Source organism: Paenibacillus arenilitoris (genome assembly GCF_014705655.1).
Lineage (GTDB): Bacteria > Bacillota > Bacilli > Paenibacillales > Paenibacillaceae > Pristimantibacillus > Pristimantibacillus arenilitoris.
The window spans coordinates 1-14,010 of the sequence record NZ_JACXIY010000005.1 but is presented as its reverse complement, the minus strand read 5'-3'; the positions used below and the strand labels follow the sequence as shown (position 1 = coordinate 14,010).

General features: G+C 57.1%; 15 protein-coding genes. 10 read left to right on the top strand and 5 right to left on the bottom strand.

Annotation, left to right across the window (positions count from 1 at the left end):
* Positions 1–29: 29 nt before the first annotated feature.
* On the top strand, positions 30–542 hold the full coding sequence (locus tag IDH41_RS04205) for an A24 family peptidase (RefSeq protein WP_190858585.1): 513 nt from the start codon (positions 30–32) through the stop codon (positions 540–542).
* A 29-nt stretch (positions 543–571) separates the two neighbouring features.
* Positions 572–2,182: a DUF6382 domain-containing protein gene (locus IDH41_RS04200; protein ID WP_190858583.1), complete on the top strand. Its 1,611-nt coding sequence runs from the start codon at positions 572–574 to the stop codon at positions 2,180–2,182.
* A gap of 9 nt (positions 2,183–2,191) precedes the next feature.
* On the opposite strand, the gene IDH41_RS04195 is transcribed toward IDH41_RS04200, so the two are convergent.
* The 3 genes from IDH41_RS04195 to IDH41_RS04185 all read right to left on the bottom strand — a co-directional run bounded on the left by IDH41_RS04195 (position 2,192) and on the right by IDH41_RS04185 (position 4,207).
* Complete coding sequence (locus IDH41_RS04195) at positions 2,192–3,115, bottom strand: TIGR01777 family oxidoreductase (RefSeq protein WP_190858581.1); 924 nt, start codon at positions 3,113–3,115, stop codon at positions 2,192–2,194.
* A 25-nt stretch (positions 3,116–3,140) separates the two neighbouring features.
* The gene (locus IDH41_RS04190; RefSeq protein WP_190858580.1) at positions 3,141–3,632 is read right to left on the bottom strand and encodes a hypothetical protein; all 492 of its coding nucleotides are present in this window, start codon (positions 3,630–3,632) and stop codon (positions 3,141–3,143) included.
* 137 nt (positions 3,633–3,769) lie between these two features.
* Complete coding sequence (locus IDH41_RS04185) at positions 3,770–4,207, bottom strand: DUF2621 domain-containing protein (RefSeq protein WP_190858579.1); 438 nt, start codon at positions 4,205–4,207, stop codon at positions 3,770–3,772.
* Between the two features lie 101 nt (positions 4,208–4,308).
* Here IDH41_RS04185 and IDH41_RS04180 point away from each other — a divergent pair, with 101 nt between their 5' ends.
* The 5 genes from IDH41_RS04180 to IDH41_RS04160 all read left to right on the top strand — a co-directional run bounded on the left by IDH41_RS04180 (position 4,309) and on the right by IDH41_RS04160 (position 9,614).
* Positions 4,309–5,439, top strand: coding sequence for a deoxyribonuclease IV (locus IDH41_RS04180; RefSeq protein WP_190858577.1), 1,131 nt, complete (start codon positions 4,309–4,311; stop codon positions 5,437–5,439).
* A gap of 62 nt (positions 5,440–5,501) precedes the next feature.
* The gene (gene purU, locus IDH41_RS04175) at positions 5,502–6,404 is read left to right on the top strand and encodes a formyltetrahydrofolate deformylase (RefSeq protein ID WP_190858576.1); all 903 of its coding nucleotides are present in this window, start codon (positions 5,502–5,504) and stop codon (positions 6,402–6,404) included.
* 123 nt (positions 6,405–6,527) lie between these two features.
* Positions 6,528–8,546, top strand: coding sequence for a transketolase (gene tkt, locus IDH41_RS04170; RefSeq protein ID WP_190858575.1), 2,019 nt, complete (start codon positions 6,528–6,530; stop codon positions 8,544–8,546).
* Between the two features lie 51 nt (positions 8,547–8,597).
* Positions 8,598–8,915 carry a pyrimidine/purine nucleoside phosphorylase gene (gene ppnP / locus IDH41_RS04165; RefSeq protein ID WP_190858574.1) on the top strand — a complete coding sequence of 106 codons (318 nt, stop codon included), beginning with the start codon at positions 8,598–8,600 and terminating at the stop codon, positions 8,913–8,915.
* A 177-nt stretch (positions 8,916–9,092) separates the two neighbouring features.
* Positions 9,093–9,614 carry a DUF420 domain-containing protein gene (locus tag IDH41_RS04160; protein WP_223829436.1) on the top strand — a complete coding sequence of 174 codons (522 nt, stop codon included), beginning with the start codon at positions 9,093–9,095 and terminating at the stop codon, positions 9,612–9,614.
* A gap of 75 nt (positions 9,615–9,689) precedes the next feature.
* Here IDH41_RS04160 and tatC read toward each other — a convergent pair whose 3' ends face one another.
* Together tatC and IDH41_RS04150 are read right to left on the bottom strand one after the other, a co-directional pair.
* Complete coding sequence (gene tatC / locus IDH41_RS04155) at positions 9,690–10,439, bottom strand: twin-arginine translocase subunit TatC (protein WP_190858570.1); 750 nt, start codon at positions 10,437–10,439, stop codon at positions 9,690–9,692.
* A gap of 23 nt (positions 10,440–10,462) precedes the next feature.
* A complete protein-coding gene (locus tag IDH41_RS04150; RefSeq protein WP_190858569.1) occupies positions 10,463–10,699 on the bottom strand; it encodes a MerR family transcriptional regulator in 237 nt (78 codons plus the stop codon).
* A 354-nt stretch (positions 10,700–11,053) separates the two neighbouring features.
* Here IDH41_RS04150 and IDH41_RS04145 point away from each other — a divergent pair, with 354 nt between their 5' ends.
* From IDH41_RS04145 to IDH41_RS04135, 3 genes are read left to right on the top strand one after another with little or no spacing between them, the layout of a single operon-like run.
* Positions 11,054–12,658 carry a flavin monoamine oxidase family protein gene (locus IDH41_RS04145; RefSeq protein WP_190858567.1) on the top strand — a complete coding sequence of 535 codons (1,605 nt, stop codon included), beginning with the start codon at positions 11,054–11,056 and terminating at the stop codon, positions 12,656–12,658.
* Positions 12,659–12,698: 40 nt separating this feature from the next.
* Positions 12,699–13,256 carry a RidA family protein gene (locus IDH41_RS04140; RefSeq protein ID WP_190858565.1) on the top strand — a complete coding sequence of 186 codons (558 nt, stop codon included), beginning with the start codon at positions 12,699–12,701 and terminating at the stop codon, positions 13,254–13,256.
* 16 nt (positions 13,257–13,272) lie between these two features.
* Positions 13,273–13,491 (top strand): twin-arginine translocase TatA/TatE family subunit, encoded by a 219-nt coding sequence (locus tag IDH41_RS04135; RefSeq protein ID WP_190858563.1) that lies wholly within the window; start codon positions 13,273–13,275, stop codon positions 13,489–13,491.
* Positions 13,492–14,010 lie beyond the last annotated feature (519 nt).

Below are 14,010 nucleotides of genomic sequence, written 5' to 3'. Positions count from 1 at the left end.
CGAAAGACCGGAGACGGGAGGAGAACGAAATGGTGCTCGTTCAAACGGCGGCAACGGCAATGTTGCTGCTCATCGCTTTTATTACGGACATTCGAACGCAGCTGATTCCGAACCGGCTGACGGCAAGCTTCTTCGCCCTCGCGTTCGTCTATCACTTCGCCGTCAGCGGCTTCGAGGGATTATTGGCGGCGGCGGCGGGCGCGGCGGCCGGCTTCGCGCCGCTCCTTCTCCTTCACTTGGCGAAAGGAATCGGAGCCGGCGACGTCAAGCTGTTCGGAGCGATCGGCGCGTGGACGGGCGCCTGGATCGTGCTGCAGCTGATGCTTTATTCGATCTTGTACGCGGGCGCGATCGGCATTTGCCTCCTGATCGCCGTTCGGCCGCTCCGCAAGAAGGTTGCGGCCGAAATCGGCTCGTTTGCCGCTCCCGCATCGGGCTGGAGGAGAAGCCAGTGGCTGCGGTGGGCGGAGTCCGGCAAAAAGTTTCCGTTCATGCTGGCGGTGGCGCCAGCCGCCGTAACGGTATGGTCGATGATCCATTAAATGATTGATTCGGAAAGGAGCCCGTCAGCATGCAAAGCTATCGCATAGATTTTGCCATGAATCGGGGGCACGAGATGACGCTTGACCGCGAGCATGGCATCGAGCGGAGCGAATTGGACGATATTGAGCTTCGGATGCTCCAAAGCGGGCGCATCCCCTTTTTGCTGCCGGTCGACTGGCATGAGTTAAACGGGGAGGTTACGTTCCGTTACGCGTTGTCGGGGGTGAAGATGCTGCTGCACCGCCTGCAGCAGCAGCCGCTGTCGATGGAGCAGTATTACGAGCTCATCCTAGGCGTTACGGATGCGCTCGGGGAATGCAGGCATTACATGCTTCGGCCCGAGGGGTGCCTTCTCGACGAGCAGTTCATCTTCATCGGAGAGCGGCTGCATGATATCAGGCTGGCCTACGTGCCTATGAAAGAAGGAGGGAGCCCGGCGGCGGCCGGGGATTTGATGTCGCTGGTCGTCCGCTTCACTTCTTACGTCGAGCGGATCGACGGGGAAGGTCTGAAGCGGGTATTGCAAAGCTTGAACGGAAAAAAATGGCCGCTCGAGCAATTGCGCGCGACGCTGCTTGACTTAATAAACGGGGCCCGGTCGCAGGGCGTACAAGCTTCGCAGGTGCGGACGCAGCCCGAACGGCCGAAGCCGGACGCAATCGGGCAGTCTTCGGCGCGGCGAGAAGCTTCGCGCGCCGAAATGCCCCGGAACGAAATGCGATTGTCCGAAAACCGACAGCAAGAAACGTTGCAAGCGGTAATGCCGCAACCGGCAGAATTGCAACCGGCAGAACCGCAGCCGCAGCGCCGCATCGATGAGGCGCATCCGTGGAATAGGTCCGGCAACCATCGCAAGAGCGAATACGAGCCTTTGCCGTATATCGATGATGAGGATGAGCAAAGCGGGAGTGATGCCAAGAAAAAATGGCTCTATTCCGCGGGAGCGGCCGTCGCAATAGGTTGCGTGTGGCGCTTCGTCTATATGGCTTCGCCGGCGAGGCAAAGCTTGCTGATCAGCGCCGGGCTGACGTTGCTGCTCTTGGCGCTGCTCTTGTTCGTATGGAGGAGGGGCTCGCTAATGCCGGCGTCGTCGCTCGATGCCGAGTTCGAGACGAAGCCAGCAGGGGACGAATCCGGACCGTTAATCAAGCTGGCAAGGTGGCAGGCGGAGCAGGAAGACAGCGATTCGGCGGCGCCCCAGACGCCTCAAGAGGAATTCGCGGCCGCCCGGTCCAATCCATATCCGGACATACCGCCGCTCCCGGCCGTCCCTCTCGCGGAACCGACTGCGCTGCTGCGCCGGGAGACCGGACAGGAACATGCGGACGGAGCGGTCACTTGGCTCTGCAGAAGCTGGGAAGAGCAGGAGACGAGGATCGAGCTGATGGAGCCGTGTCTCAAAATCGGCAGATCGGGCGATCAACTCGGCTATGAAGATCATGCGAACGGCATTTCGCGCATGCATCTTGAGATCGAAAGCGCGGATGGCGCTTACTACGCAAAGGATCTTGGTTCCCGCAACGGGAGCTTGTTGAACGGAAAAACAATGGTGCCGTATAAAGCCTACAGGTTCGAACCCGGAGACGTGATTCATTTGGCGGACATGAAGGGACCGGCTTACGAGCTGAGGAAGGGGTGATCCCGCTGCTTACTTGCGGCCGACTAAATCGAGCATGGCTCTTTCGACGTCGGGATAGAGGAAGCGGAACCCGCCTTTCAGCGCTTTGCGCGGGAGCGCCCTTTGGCTGTCCAGCAGCAAGGCGGACATTTCGCCAAGCAGCACCCGCATGGCGAAGGAGGGAACGGGCAAGTAGTGAGGCCTGCCCATCGCCTTGCCGATCGCCCGGCCGAACTCGTCGTTCATGGCGGGCTCGGGCGCGCAGGCGTTGACGGGGCCCCTGATCCGCTGGTGATCGAGGCAGAAGAGAATGAGCCTGACCATGTCTTTGATATGAATCCACGATACCCACTGCTTGCCGCTGCCGATTCTGCCGCCGCCGTACAAGCGGTAGGGCAGAGCCATCAGCGGGAAGGCGCCTTTCTTAGGGTCAAGCACGACGCCCGTCCGCAGCAAGACATGCCTCCCGGCCGGAACCGAATCCGCGGCTTGCTCCCATCTGCGCACGACATTCGATAAGAAATCGTTATCCGCCATCGCGCCGGACTCATCAAAAACAGCATCCGGAGAGCTGCCGTAAGCAGCTATGCCGGATGCTTGAATGAGAAGCGAAGGCTTATGTTCCAGCGCATGCGCCAGCTTCGCGATGCGGGCCGATGACGAAAGCCTCGAATCGAGAATGCGTTTCTTCGCGCCGGCGGTCCAGCGCTGATTAATCGATTCGCCCGCGAGGTTGACGATGGCATCCATTCCTTCCAGTAAGGAGGGCTCATCTTCCAGCATGGACCAGGTTACGTTATGTAGCCGGGCATCCGGCTTCCGATTGTCTGCAACCGGCCCCCGAGCGCCCGCATCCCGGCGCGAAATAATCCATACCTCGTCGCTGCGCTTCAGCAGCGCTTCCTTCAGCGCGCTTCCGATAAATCCCGTTCCGCCGGCAATGGCAATTCGCATCTCTCTATCGCTCCTTTATCGGCCGCTATTTGACTTCCTCGATTTTGACGAGCCAATTTTGCTTCAAGCCGGCATCGCCTTCAACCGCTTTTTCCGTATATTCGAACTTTACTTTCGCGTCTGCGGGAATGCTGTCGATCGTCGTCGACAGCTCTTCCGGTATTTGAAGGGCGATCGCGCCGTCCGCGGTCTCGATCTCGATGGAATGCGAATCCATCATGCCGCTGTACGTGCCTTCGCCGGATATGACCGGTTCGTTCGCCGGTTCCTCGGTCGCTTCACCGCTATTGTCCGGGCTCTCGGTCGGCTCGGCTCCCGAAACGTCCGGCTCGATGACGCCGCTTTGTTCCGGCAGGTCGACGACGGGGCCTTCGTTCGTGCTGTCCGGCTGTTCGTTTACGTTATTTGCCGCGCCGTTGCCGTTGCCGCTGCAAGCCGACGCGGCAAGCATGACGGCCAGAAGAAGGGCTCCTGCTGCTGCTGTTTTTTTGCTTCTTCTTCGTTTCGATGTGTTCATCAAAAGAACCACCTCCTAATGTCTATTAACGAAAAGGGTACGCGTAAGGTTACAATTTTCTTTAAACGCCCAACCGGTCCTTTAAACAGGCGGACGCGAAAAAGAAATGAGCTTAAGCCGCGCGCCGCGGCCTAAACTCATTTGTTAAGCAGATGCTTATAGGGCGAATAGTCGATGCCTTGGCGGTCGAGAAAGGAGACGAGGCTGCGGTAGTCGCGCTTCGGCGTCGCTCTTATATAGCCTTCGATGCAGTGCTCGCGCGTCACCGAATCGGCGCCGTGCTCGATGGCCACCTGGCCGATCTTGGCGGCGATGGAATGTTTGGCTATATCGCGAAACGGGGTCGGAACCGGGGACACCAGCTGATCGAGCAGCGTCTTGGATTCGTCGCTCCACATGCTGCGGCTGCGCTCCACCCAGTAGTTCTGCCAATCGAGCTTGGACTTGCCGTCCCGCATCGGAAGCACCTTGAGAAATTTCCGGAACATGAAAAATCCGCCGATCGACATGGCGACAACCATTACGATCGCCCAAAAAACGATAAAATACATAAACCAATTAGGCGCAACATTCATCGTTAACCTTCACCTCAATAATGAATTATAGCGTATTCCTAGATTTATTTCGACATTCCTTGTAAAATAAGGTTTGACCAACCGAAAGGGGCGAAAATTAGATGTTGAAAATAGGTTCCCATGTATCATTTTCGGACAAAGGGCTGCAAACGGCCGCTCAGGAAGCCACTTCATACGGTTCGAGCACGTTCATGATTTATACCGGCGCGCCGCAGAATACGCGGAGGAAGCCGATCGATACGCTATACATCGAAGAAGGCAAGGCGCTTATGGAGCAGGCCGGCATCAACGAAATCGTCGTGCACGCTCCTTATATTATCAATTTGGGCTCGTACAAGGAAGATACGTTCGAGCTCGCCGTATCGTTCCTGCAGGAGGAAATCCGCCGGACGAATCAAATCGGCGTCCGCAATATCGTTCTGCACCCCGGCGCGTATACGGACAAGGACGCGGAGTACGGCATCAACCGCATCGCGGAAGGGCTGAACGAGGTTCTCTCCGGAACGAAGGAAACGAATGTCAATATCGCGCTCGAGACGATGGCGGGCAAAGGAACGGAAATCGGCCGCAGCTTCGAGGAGATCGCGGCGATCATCGACAAGGTCCAGGACAACCACCGGCTTACGGTGTGCATGGACACCTGCCACATGCATGACGCCGGCTACGATCTCGTGAGCGATCTGGACGGCGTGCTGACGGAGTTCGACCGCGTGGTCGGGCTGGACCGCGTGGCCGTCGTGCACGTCAACGACAGCAAAAATCCGCGCGGCGCCGCGAAGGACCGCCATGCCCCGATAGGAGCGGGCTGGCTCGGGCACGAGGCGATTCAGAACGTCGTGAACCATGAATTGCTGAAAGGCCGGCCGTTCATTCTCGAGACGCCTTGGATCGGCAAGGAAGACAAAAAGGAACGTCCGATGTACGAGGCGGAAATCGCGCTGCTCAGCGGCAACGCGTACGACCGGTTCGGCGATCCGTTCTTCGAGGATTTGGAGCGGCTCCATCATTTCTTCGGGAAGCAGGAGATCGATCCGAGAACATTTGTGCTCTCGACGTGGGATCTGCTCAAAAACGACGCGAAAGCGAAAAAAGCGGATCCGCGCGAGCCGATGGAGCGTCTTTACGATCTCGTCGTCGAAGGCAATCCTTTCCCGTCCCTGCTGACGGAAGAGCAAATCAACCAGCGTATCACGGCTTGGTTCGCCGGCAAGCAGCTGCTCGCGAACGCCTAGCGCTTGGCGCAGACTAAGAAGAAGCATTCATTTATATAGTCGCGAAAGGAAGTCTGAAGGAAATGTCATCCCAATTTAGCCCGCTGGACCAAGAGAAGCCGTCCGGCGGAAACGGCGGCCGCGCCCGCATGCTGATCTCTTGCCCGGACCGTCCGGGCATCGTGGCGGCCGTATCGCATTTTCTATACGAGCACGGCGCGAACATCGTGCAGTCGGATCAATATTCGATGGATCCGGAGGGCGGCATGTTTTTTATCCGCTTTGAGTTCGACTTGAACGATTTGGACAAGGAGCTGCCGGTGCTGGTCGAGGATTTCGCCAGAGTCGCGGATCGCTTCGACATGAAATGGCATACGTTCCGCGCAAGCCGGAAGAAGCGTCTTGCCGTTTTCGTATCCAAAGAAGACCATTGCCTGCTGGAGCTGCTGTGGCAGTGGAAGGCCGGCGACCTCAACGCGGATATCGCGATGGTCGTCAGCAATCATCCCGACATGCGCGAGCTGGTCGAGTCGTTCGGCATCCCGTATCATCACGTTCCGGTTACGGCAAGCACGAAGGCGGAAGCCGAGCGCAAGCAAATGGAGATCGTCGCGGACAAAGCCGACCTGATCGTGCTCGCCCGCTATATGCAGATCATCTCGCCGAAGTTCATCGAGCAGTTCCCGAACCGCATCATTAACATCCACCACTCCTTCCTTCCGGCATTCGTCGGCGGCAAGCCGTATGCGCAGGCTTACACGCGCGGGGTGAAAATTATCGGAGCGACGGCCCACTACGTAACGGAGGAGCTGGACGGCGGTCCGATCATCGAGCAGGACGTGCAGCGCGTCAGCCATCGCGACAACGTCGACGACTTGAAGCGGATCGGGCGGACGATCGAGCGGGTCGTGCTCGCACGCGCCGTGAAATGGCATATCGAGGATCGGATCATCGTGCATCATAACAAAACGGTTGTATTCAACTAACTGCATATTTATTCGTTTTCCGGTTGATTAAAGATGGAAAACGATTATGCGTAGTGATACAATATTCAGAGCCATTGCGTTACGAGAAACCATATAACGAGAAGACCATAGGAGGAAATTGGAATGACTGTCACACAAAAATCGATTGAACAGCTTTCGATCGACACGATCCGCACCTTGGCCATCGACGCGATCGAGAAGGCGAAATCCGGTCATCCGGGCATGCCGATGGGCGCCGCGCCGATGGGTTATCAGCTTTTCGCCAAAAACATGAAGCACAACCCGTCGAACCCGTCATGGGTGAACCGGGACCGCTTCGTGCTGTCCGCGGGACACGGCTCCATGCTGCTGTACAGCCTGCTGCACCTTGCCGGCTACGATCTTCCGCTCGCGGAGCTGCAAAATTTCCGTCAGTGGGGCTCCCTGACGCCGGGACACCCGGAATTCGGCCATACGGCCGGCGTAGACGCGACGACCGGTCCGCTCGGACAAGGCATCGCGATGGCGGTCGGCATGGCGCTGGCGGAAGCGCAGCTCGCGGCTACCTATAACAAAGAAGGCCATGACGTGATCAACCACTTCACGTACTCGATTTGCGGCGACGGCGACCTGATGGAGGGCATCTCCCACGAGGCGGCATCCTTCGCGGGCCACCTTGGCCTCGGCAAATTGGTCGTGCTATACGATTCGAACGACATTTCCCTTGACGGCGAGCTGAGCCTGTCGTATTCCGAAAGCGTCCAGAAGCGTTTCGAAGGCTACGGCTGGCAAGTGCTGCGCGTCGAGGACGGCAACGACCTTGCGGCATTGTCCAAAGCCATCGCCGAAGCGCAAGCGGAGCAAGCGAAACCGACCTTGATCGAAGTGAAGACGATCATCGGCTACGGAAGCCCGAACAAAGGCGGCAAAGGCGGACATGCCGGTCCGCACGGATCCCCGCTCGGCGCCGAAGAAACGAAATTGACGAAGCAAGCGTACGGCTGGAGCGAAGAGCATCAATTCCACGTGCCGGACGAGGTTCGCGCTCATTTCGCGGAAGTGAAAAGCAGCGGCGAGCAAGCGAACGCGGCGTGGGATGCAAGCTTCGCGGCCTACAAGCAAGCTTACCCTGAGCTGGCGGCTCAATTCGAGCTCGCGATCTCCGGCGCGCTTCCGGAAGGCTGGGACGCCGATCTTCCTGCCTACACGGCGGAAGACAAGCCTCTTTCGACCCGCGTAGCATCGGGCAACGCGCTGAACGGCCTGGCTAAGAACGTGCCGAACCTGGTCGGCGGCTCCGCTGACCTTGAAAGCTCGACCATGACGCATTTGAAGGGCCTCGCCCAATTCAAGCCGGGCAGCTACGACGGCCGCAACATCTACTTCGGCGTTCGCGAATTCGGCATGGCCGCGGCGATGAACGGTATCGCCCTGCACACCGGATTGAAAGTGTTCGGCGGCACGTTCTTCGTATTCACGGACTACCTGCGACCGGCCGTGCGCCTCGCGGCACTTATGAAGCTGCCGGTCGTATACGTATTGACGCACGACAGCATCGCGGTCGGCGAAGACGGCCCGACGCACGAGCCGATCGAGCAGCTGGCTTCGATCCGCATTATCCCGGATTTGACGGTTATCCGTCCGGCTGACGCGAACGAAACTTCGGCCGCATGGGCTTATGCGGTCGAGAACACGGGCAGCCCGGTTGCGCTCGTGCTGACGCGCCAAAACTTGCCGATCCTCGAAGGCACCGTAACGGGCGCGAGAGAAAACGTTCGACGCGGCGCTTACGTCGTATCCGATGCCGCAAGCGGCAAGCCGCAGGCGCAAATTCTCGCGACGGGCTCCGAGGTTCAATTGGCCGTTGCCGCCCAGAAGGCGCTGGCGGAAGAAGGCATTGCGGTTCACGTAATCAGCATGCCTAGCTGGGATTTGTTCGAGAAGCAATCGAAGGAATACAAAAATTCCGTCCTGCTTCCGGACGTGAAGGCCCGCCTCGCGATCGAAATGGCGCATCCGTTCGGCTGGGAACGCTACACGGGCGATCAAGGCGACATTCTGGCGATCGACCGCTTCGGCGCTTCCGCTCCCGGCGACCGCGTCATCAAGGAATACGGCTTCACGGTCGAAAACGTAGTTAGCAGAGTGAAGGCGCTGCTGTAATCGCATCGCCCCGGCATCTGCATTCGATAGAAAAAGGAGATTACGGAACCTATGTCTCAATTCGATAACGTATCGGTCGTCAAGAAAGCGAATGTTTACTTCGACGGCAAAGTAACGAGCCGCGCCGTGCTGTTCGCGGACGGAACGAAAAAAACGCTCGGCATCATGCTGCCAGGCGACTATGAGTTCGGAACGGACTGCGTCGAAATCATGGAGATTTTGGCCGGCGATTTGAAGGTATTGCTGCCAGGGGAAACCGAATGGAAGTCTATTAAAGGCGAAGGGGAATTCACGGTGCCCGCGAACGCGAAGTTCAAGCTTCAGGTAACTGAAGTGACGGACTACTGCTGCTCGTACATCTACGAATAAGCATTCTAATGAAGGAAGACCGCATCGACAGCGACAGCGATGCGGTCTTTTTTTGCGCGCGGACTTCAGAAATTTCGGTATTTCGTGACAAAGTGCGGGCAAATCGAATTGTTTTGGCGGCGGCAATCGGATAGAGTTAAAGAGAGCTTGGAGCATTTTCGAAACGGGGGCTTACGATTGAAGGAAAAAAACTATACGCCGCTCATCGCGGTCTTGACGGTTGTGCTCGTAGGGATTATCGCCGTACTGTTTTTCTTGCCGGCCTACGAAGGCGAGGTTCACTTCGATGTGACGATCCTGCCATTGTTGAACGCGATTTTTAACTGCTTTACGTTTCTCGCGCTGTGCATTGCGCTTGCCGCCATCCTGAAGAAAAACGTGCGCATGCACCGCGCGTTCATCGGGGCGGCCTTCACGTCGACGACGCTGTTCCTCGTCTCGTACGTAACGTACCACTACTTGACGGAGTCGACCAAATACGGCGGGGAAGGCATTCTGCGTCCCATCTATTTCTTCGTGCTGCTGACTCATATCGTGCTGGCGATTGTCGTCGTGCCGCTTGCGCTGATGTCCGTCGTGCGCGGCTTGCAGATGAAGGTCGAGAAGCACCGCAAAATCGCGAGGTGGACGATGCCGATCTGGCTTTATGTCAGCTTTACCGGCGTCGTTGTCTACTTGATGATATCGCCGTACTATTAATCGGAGCCGCAAACCGGACAAGCCATTCCTGCCGAAGGAATGGCTTGTTTTGGCGTTTCTAGGCGAAGGCGGGACTCACGCCGCCGCTTCCGCTCCGGTCTCGGGCTCCGGCCGCTTGCGATCCGCGAGGCGGGAGAGGAACAAGCTGATTTCAAAGAGCGCGGCGAGCGGGACGAGAATGATGAACGCGGATACAAAATCCGGCGGCGACAGCAGGTTGGCGACGATGACCAGAACGGGGTACGTATAACGGCGCGACTTGCGAAGCCGCTCGGGTGTCAATAATCCGATTCGGGTCAGAAACATGACGACGATCGGAAGCTCGAAGGAGGCCGCGATCGGCAGGATGAGATTGAGCATGAAACTGAAGTACTGGGCAATGCCGTACGTTTCGACAAGGTTCATTTTCTCCGAAATAGACGTAACGAAGGAGAAGCTCATCGGCAGTACGACGTAATAGCCGAACGCGATCCCAAGCAGCAGGCAAAGCGCGCTGTAGGGAATATACCGAAGAGCCGCTTGCCGCTCGTGCAGATGAAGGCCCTTCTTCACGAAGCTCCATAATAGAAAAAGCGCAGCCGGCAAGGAAACCGTAAAGGCGAACGCGCACGCGACGGTCATGTACATGCGGATGCCGTCGAACGGCGAGAATACGTTCCACTCCATACGGGAAGCGGGCGGCGTATGTTTGATGTAATCGATGATAAGCGGCGAGACGGCAATCCCGATCGCCATGGAAACGGCGAATACGCCAAGTATCGCGATGATCAGCTTGCGCAGTTCAATGATATGCTCCATCAGCGGCATTATGGTTCGTCTGTTCATCGCGCCTCGCTTCCTTTCCGCGCCTACGTGCGCGATTGATGACCGGCGATGGATTTGCGCAGCTCGAACGTATGGAAGCCGTCTTTCATCTTCATATGGATTTCCTTCAGCCGCTCTACGTCCTCGAACGAAAATTTCCGTGCGCCTCCGGGGCTTCTCTCGGGGAATACGAGCTCTCTGTCCTCGTAATAACGAATTTGCCTTTCCGTCAATCCCGTCAAATCCCTTACCGTTCCGATGCTCATTACTTTTTGGCTCATCGAATCGCCTCCTGGAACAATCGAATAGTGGGTATTGATTTGATCCTTTGGTGAAAAGCGACATGTCGAGTTAATTAACCTGACGCAAAAACGTCTTTGGCAGTGATTTTAGCAAGCGTCCTTCAAAAAGACAATGGTCTTCGTGCACTACAAAAAAGGTTCCGTCCATCGTAATCATCGCAAATCTACATAGGCTATCAAGCCTATATTCATGAAGTTTATCGGGATATAGAAATATCCAAAAAAACATTTATGTTAGAAAATCTTACATAAAAATAGAACATCCGATTTACTCCGTGTTATCTTGTCGGTGGGTTACCTAATGAAGCTGACGAATGGGAGTGAGCGAGCGGGATGGAGACCACAAAGACGGCGAAAGAAATGTCGCGACGGCAGTTTTTGACCACGGTCGGCAAGCTAGGAGGCGGGGCGGCGGTGTTTAGCGTAATGGGGACGCTCGGGCTGCTGTCGCCCGAAACGTTGAAGGCCGCGGATTTTGTCCCGCCGGATATGAACGAGCTGTCGATGAGCAAGCGCGGCGGTAAGAAGATCATTATTCTCGGCGCGGGCATCGCGGGGCTGACCGCCGCTTACGAGCTCGGGCAAGCCGGCTACGATTGCACCATTCTCGAGGCCCGCGCCCGTTCGGGAGGACGCATCTGGTCGGTGCGCCGCGGCACGACGGTGGCGGAAATCGGCGCCTCGAAGCAGGTCGCGCGGTTCGACGACGGCCTTTACTTGAACGCCGGGCCGATGCGTATCCCCCAGTTCCACGTCACAATGGAATATATCCGGAAATTCGGGATCCCGATCGAGCCTTTCAACAACGTGAACGACCACGCCTATTACTATAACGAGGACGTTGGCGAGCTGTCCGGCCAAAAGATTAGAAAACGCGAGGCGAAAGCGGACGTAAGGGGCTATGTCAGCGAGCTGATGGCCAAGGCAGTGAGCCAGCAGGCGCTCGACTTGCCGCTCACGGCGGAGGAGAAGGAGAAGCTCGTCGCCTATCTCCGCACGGAAGGCGGCCTGGACGCGGATTTGTTTTACAAAGGCACGTCGCGCGGCGGCTACAAGGACGAACCCGGTGCGAGGCTAGACGCCGGCGTCGTCCGCGATCCGTTCAGCATGAAGGCCATCATCAACTCGGGCTTCGGCAACTATTTGAGCAGCGAGTACGGCTACGACCAGCAGATGATGATGTTCCATCCGGTCGGAGGAATCGACGCGATTCCGAACGCGTTCGAGAAGCGGCTGAAGGGCAAAATCCAATACCATGCCGAGGTCGTGGAAATCAAGCAGAGCGACAGCGGCGTCACCGTCTTCTTCAAGCATCTGGGGACCGGCGAGACGCGCAAAATCGAGGGCGAATACTGCATTTGCACGATCCCGCTGCCCGTCCTGAAATCGATCAAGGCCGACTTCTCCCCGGGGATGAAACAGGCGATCGACAGCATCGGCTACGCGTCGGCCGGCAAAATCGGCCTGCAGTTCAAGCGCCGCTTCTGGGAAGAGGACGAGCAAATTTACGGAGGCAATACGCTGACGAATATGGATATATCCTCCATTTATTATCCGCCTACGGGCTACATGCAGAAGAAGGGCGTGCTGCTCGGCTATTACGCCTTCGGGGCGAACGCGGATAAGCTTGGCGCGATGACGTTCCGGGAGCGCGAGGCTCACGCGGTGAACCAAGGGGCGAAAATCCATCCGCAGTACCATAAGGAGTTCGAAGCATCGTTCTCCGTGGATTGGAAGAGAATCAAATACAACCTTGGCGGATGGGTTTCCTATTCCGGCGACCAGCGCCAGACGGTCTACCCCACGCTATGCAAGCCGGACCGGAGAGTGTATTTGGCTGGGGAGCATATCAGCTACATTACGGCCTGGATGGCGGGAGGCATCGAGTCGGCCCGCGCGGTCGTGACCGACATCCATCAGCGTGTCATGAAAGAGTAGTATGCGGCAGCGATCATGATTAATGGGAGGAATGCGGACAATGACAACGAAACGAAGCGTAAAACTGATTGCCGGAGCGGCAATCGTATCCTGCTTTCTCGGAGCGACCGTCTACGCCAGCGCGCTGACGCCGAACAAGCTTCCGCTCACCCCGATCCACGAGCCGGAATTTTACGGCAGCGCCAGCTCGTCCATCTCCAGCGCCGTCGCCGTTCCCGCGGGAACCGCGACCTTCTCGACGAGCGGCACCGTACCTCCGCTGCTCAACAAGGACGGCAAGACAGTGTACGAGCGCTACGGGAATACCGAGAAGCAGGGAGAGGGCATCCTGCTTAACATTGAGAAGCAGCTGAAGGAGCAAGGGCTGTCGATGAGGGACGTCGTTTATTTAAGGGTATACGTGACGCCCGATACGGCGCTGAAGGGGGCCTTCGATTACCAGGGCTGGTTCAACGCGTACGCGAAGTTTTTCAATACGAAGGAAAATCCGGTCAAGCCCGCCCGGTCGACGGTCGGGGTAGCCGGCCTCGTCAACGCCGATTGGCTGATCGAAATCGAGGCCGTGGCCGTCTATCCGAAAGGGCATAATCAAGATTAGAAGGAGTTGAAGCGGTATGCTGCAAAACATAGGGTTTCCCGGACTGTTGATGATTCTGGTCGTCGTGCTTATTATTTTCGGTCCTTCCAAGCTGCCGGAGCTCGGCCGGGCGGTCGGCCGTACGCTCCATGAATTCAAATCGTCCGCGAAGGAGCTCGTATCCGATACGAAGGACGACGTCATCGAAGGCGAGAAGGTCGAAGCAAAGAGTACGCAGGCTCAAGCAAAGGCGTAAGCGGATGAAGTAGTCGTGCAGGACAAAAAACGAACCGGCCGGATGACAGGCCGGTTCGTTTTTTTATCGCGGCGTTCAGCCTCGGTTTCGTCCGTAGCTGCAACGGAATCAAACGCCGGAACAATAGCGCCAAACTTTTCCTTTATTTCGTTAAACGTGCCGGGATCGCGCCGAATATGACCACTAATTTCCCTTATTGCGCCCAAATGCGCCTGGGCAGCGGATCGGCAGCGCGAATAGCGCCAAACTTTTCCCTTATTTCGTTAAACGTGCCGGGAACTCGCCGAATAAGACCACTAATTTCCCTTATTGCGCTCAGGTGCGCCTGGGCAGCGGATCGGCAGCGCGAATAACGCCAAACTTTTCCCTTATTTCGTTAAACGTGCCGGGATCGCGCCGAATATGACCACTAATTTCCCTTATTGCGCCCAAATGCGCCTGGGCAGCGGATCGGCAGCGCGGATAGCGCCAAACTTTTCCCTTATTTCGTTAAACGTGCCGGGAACTCGCCGAATAGAG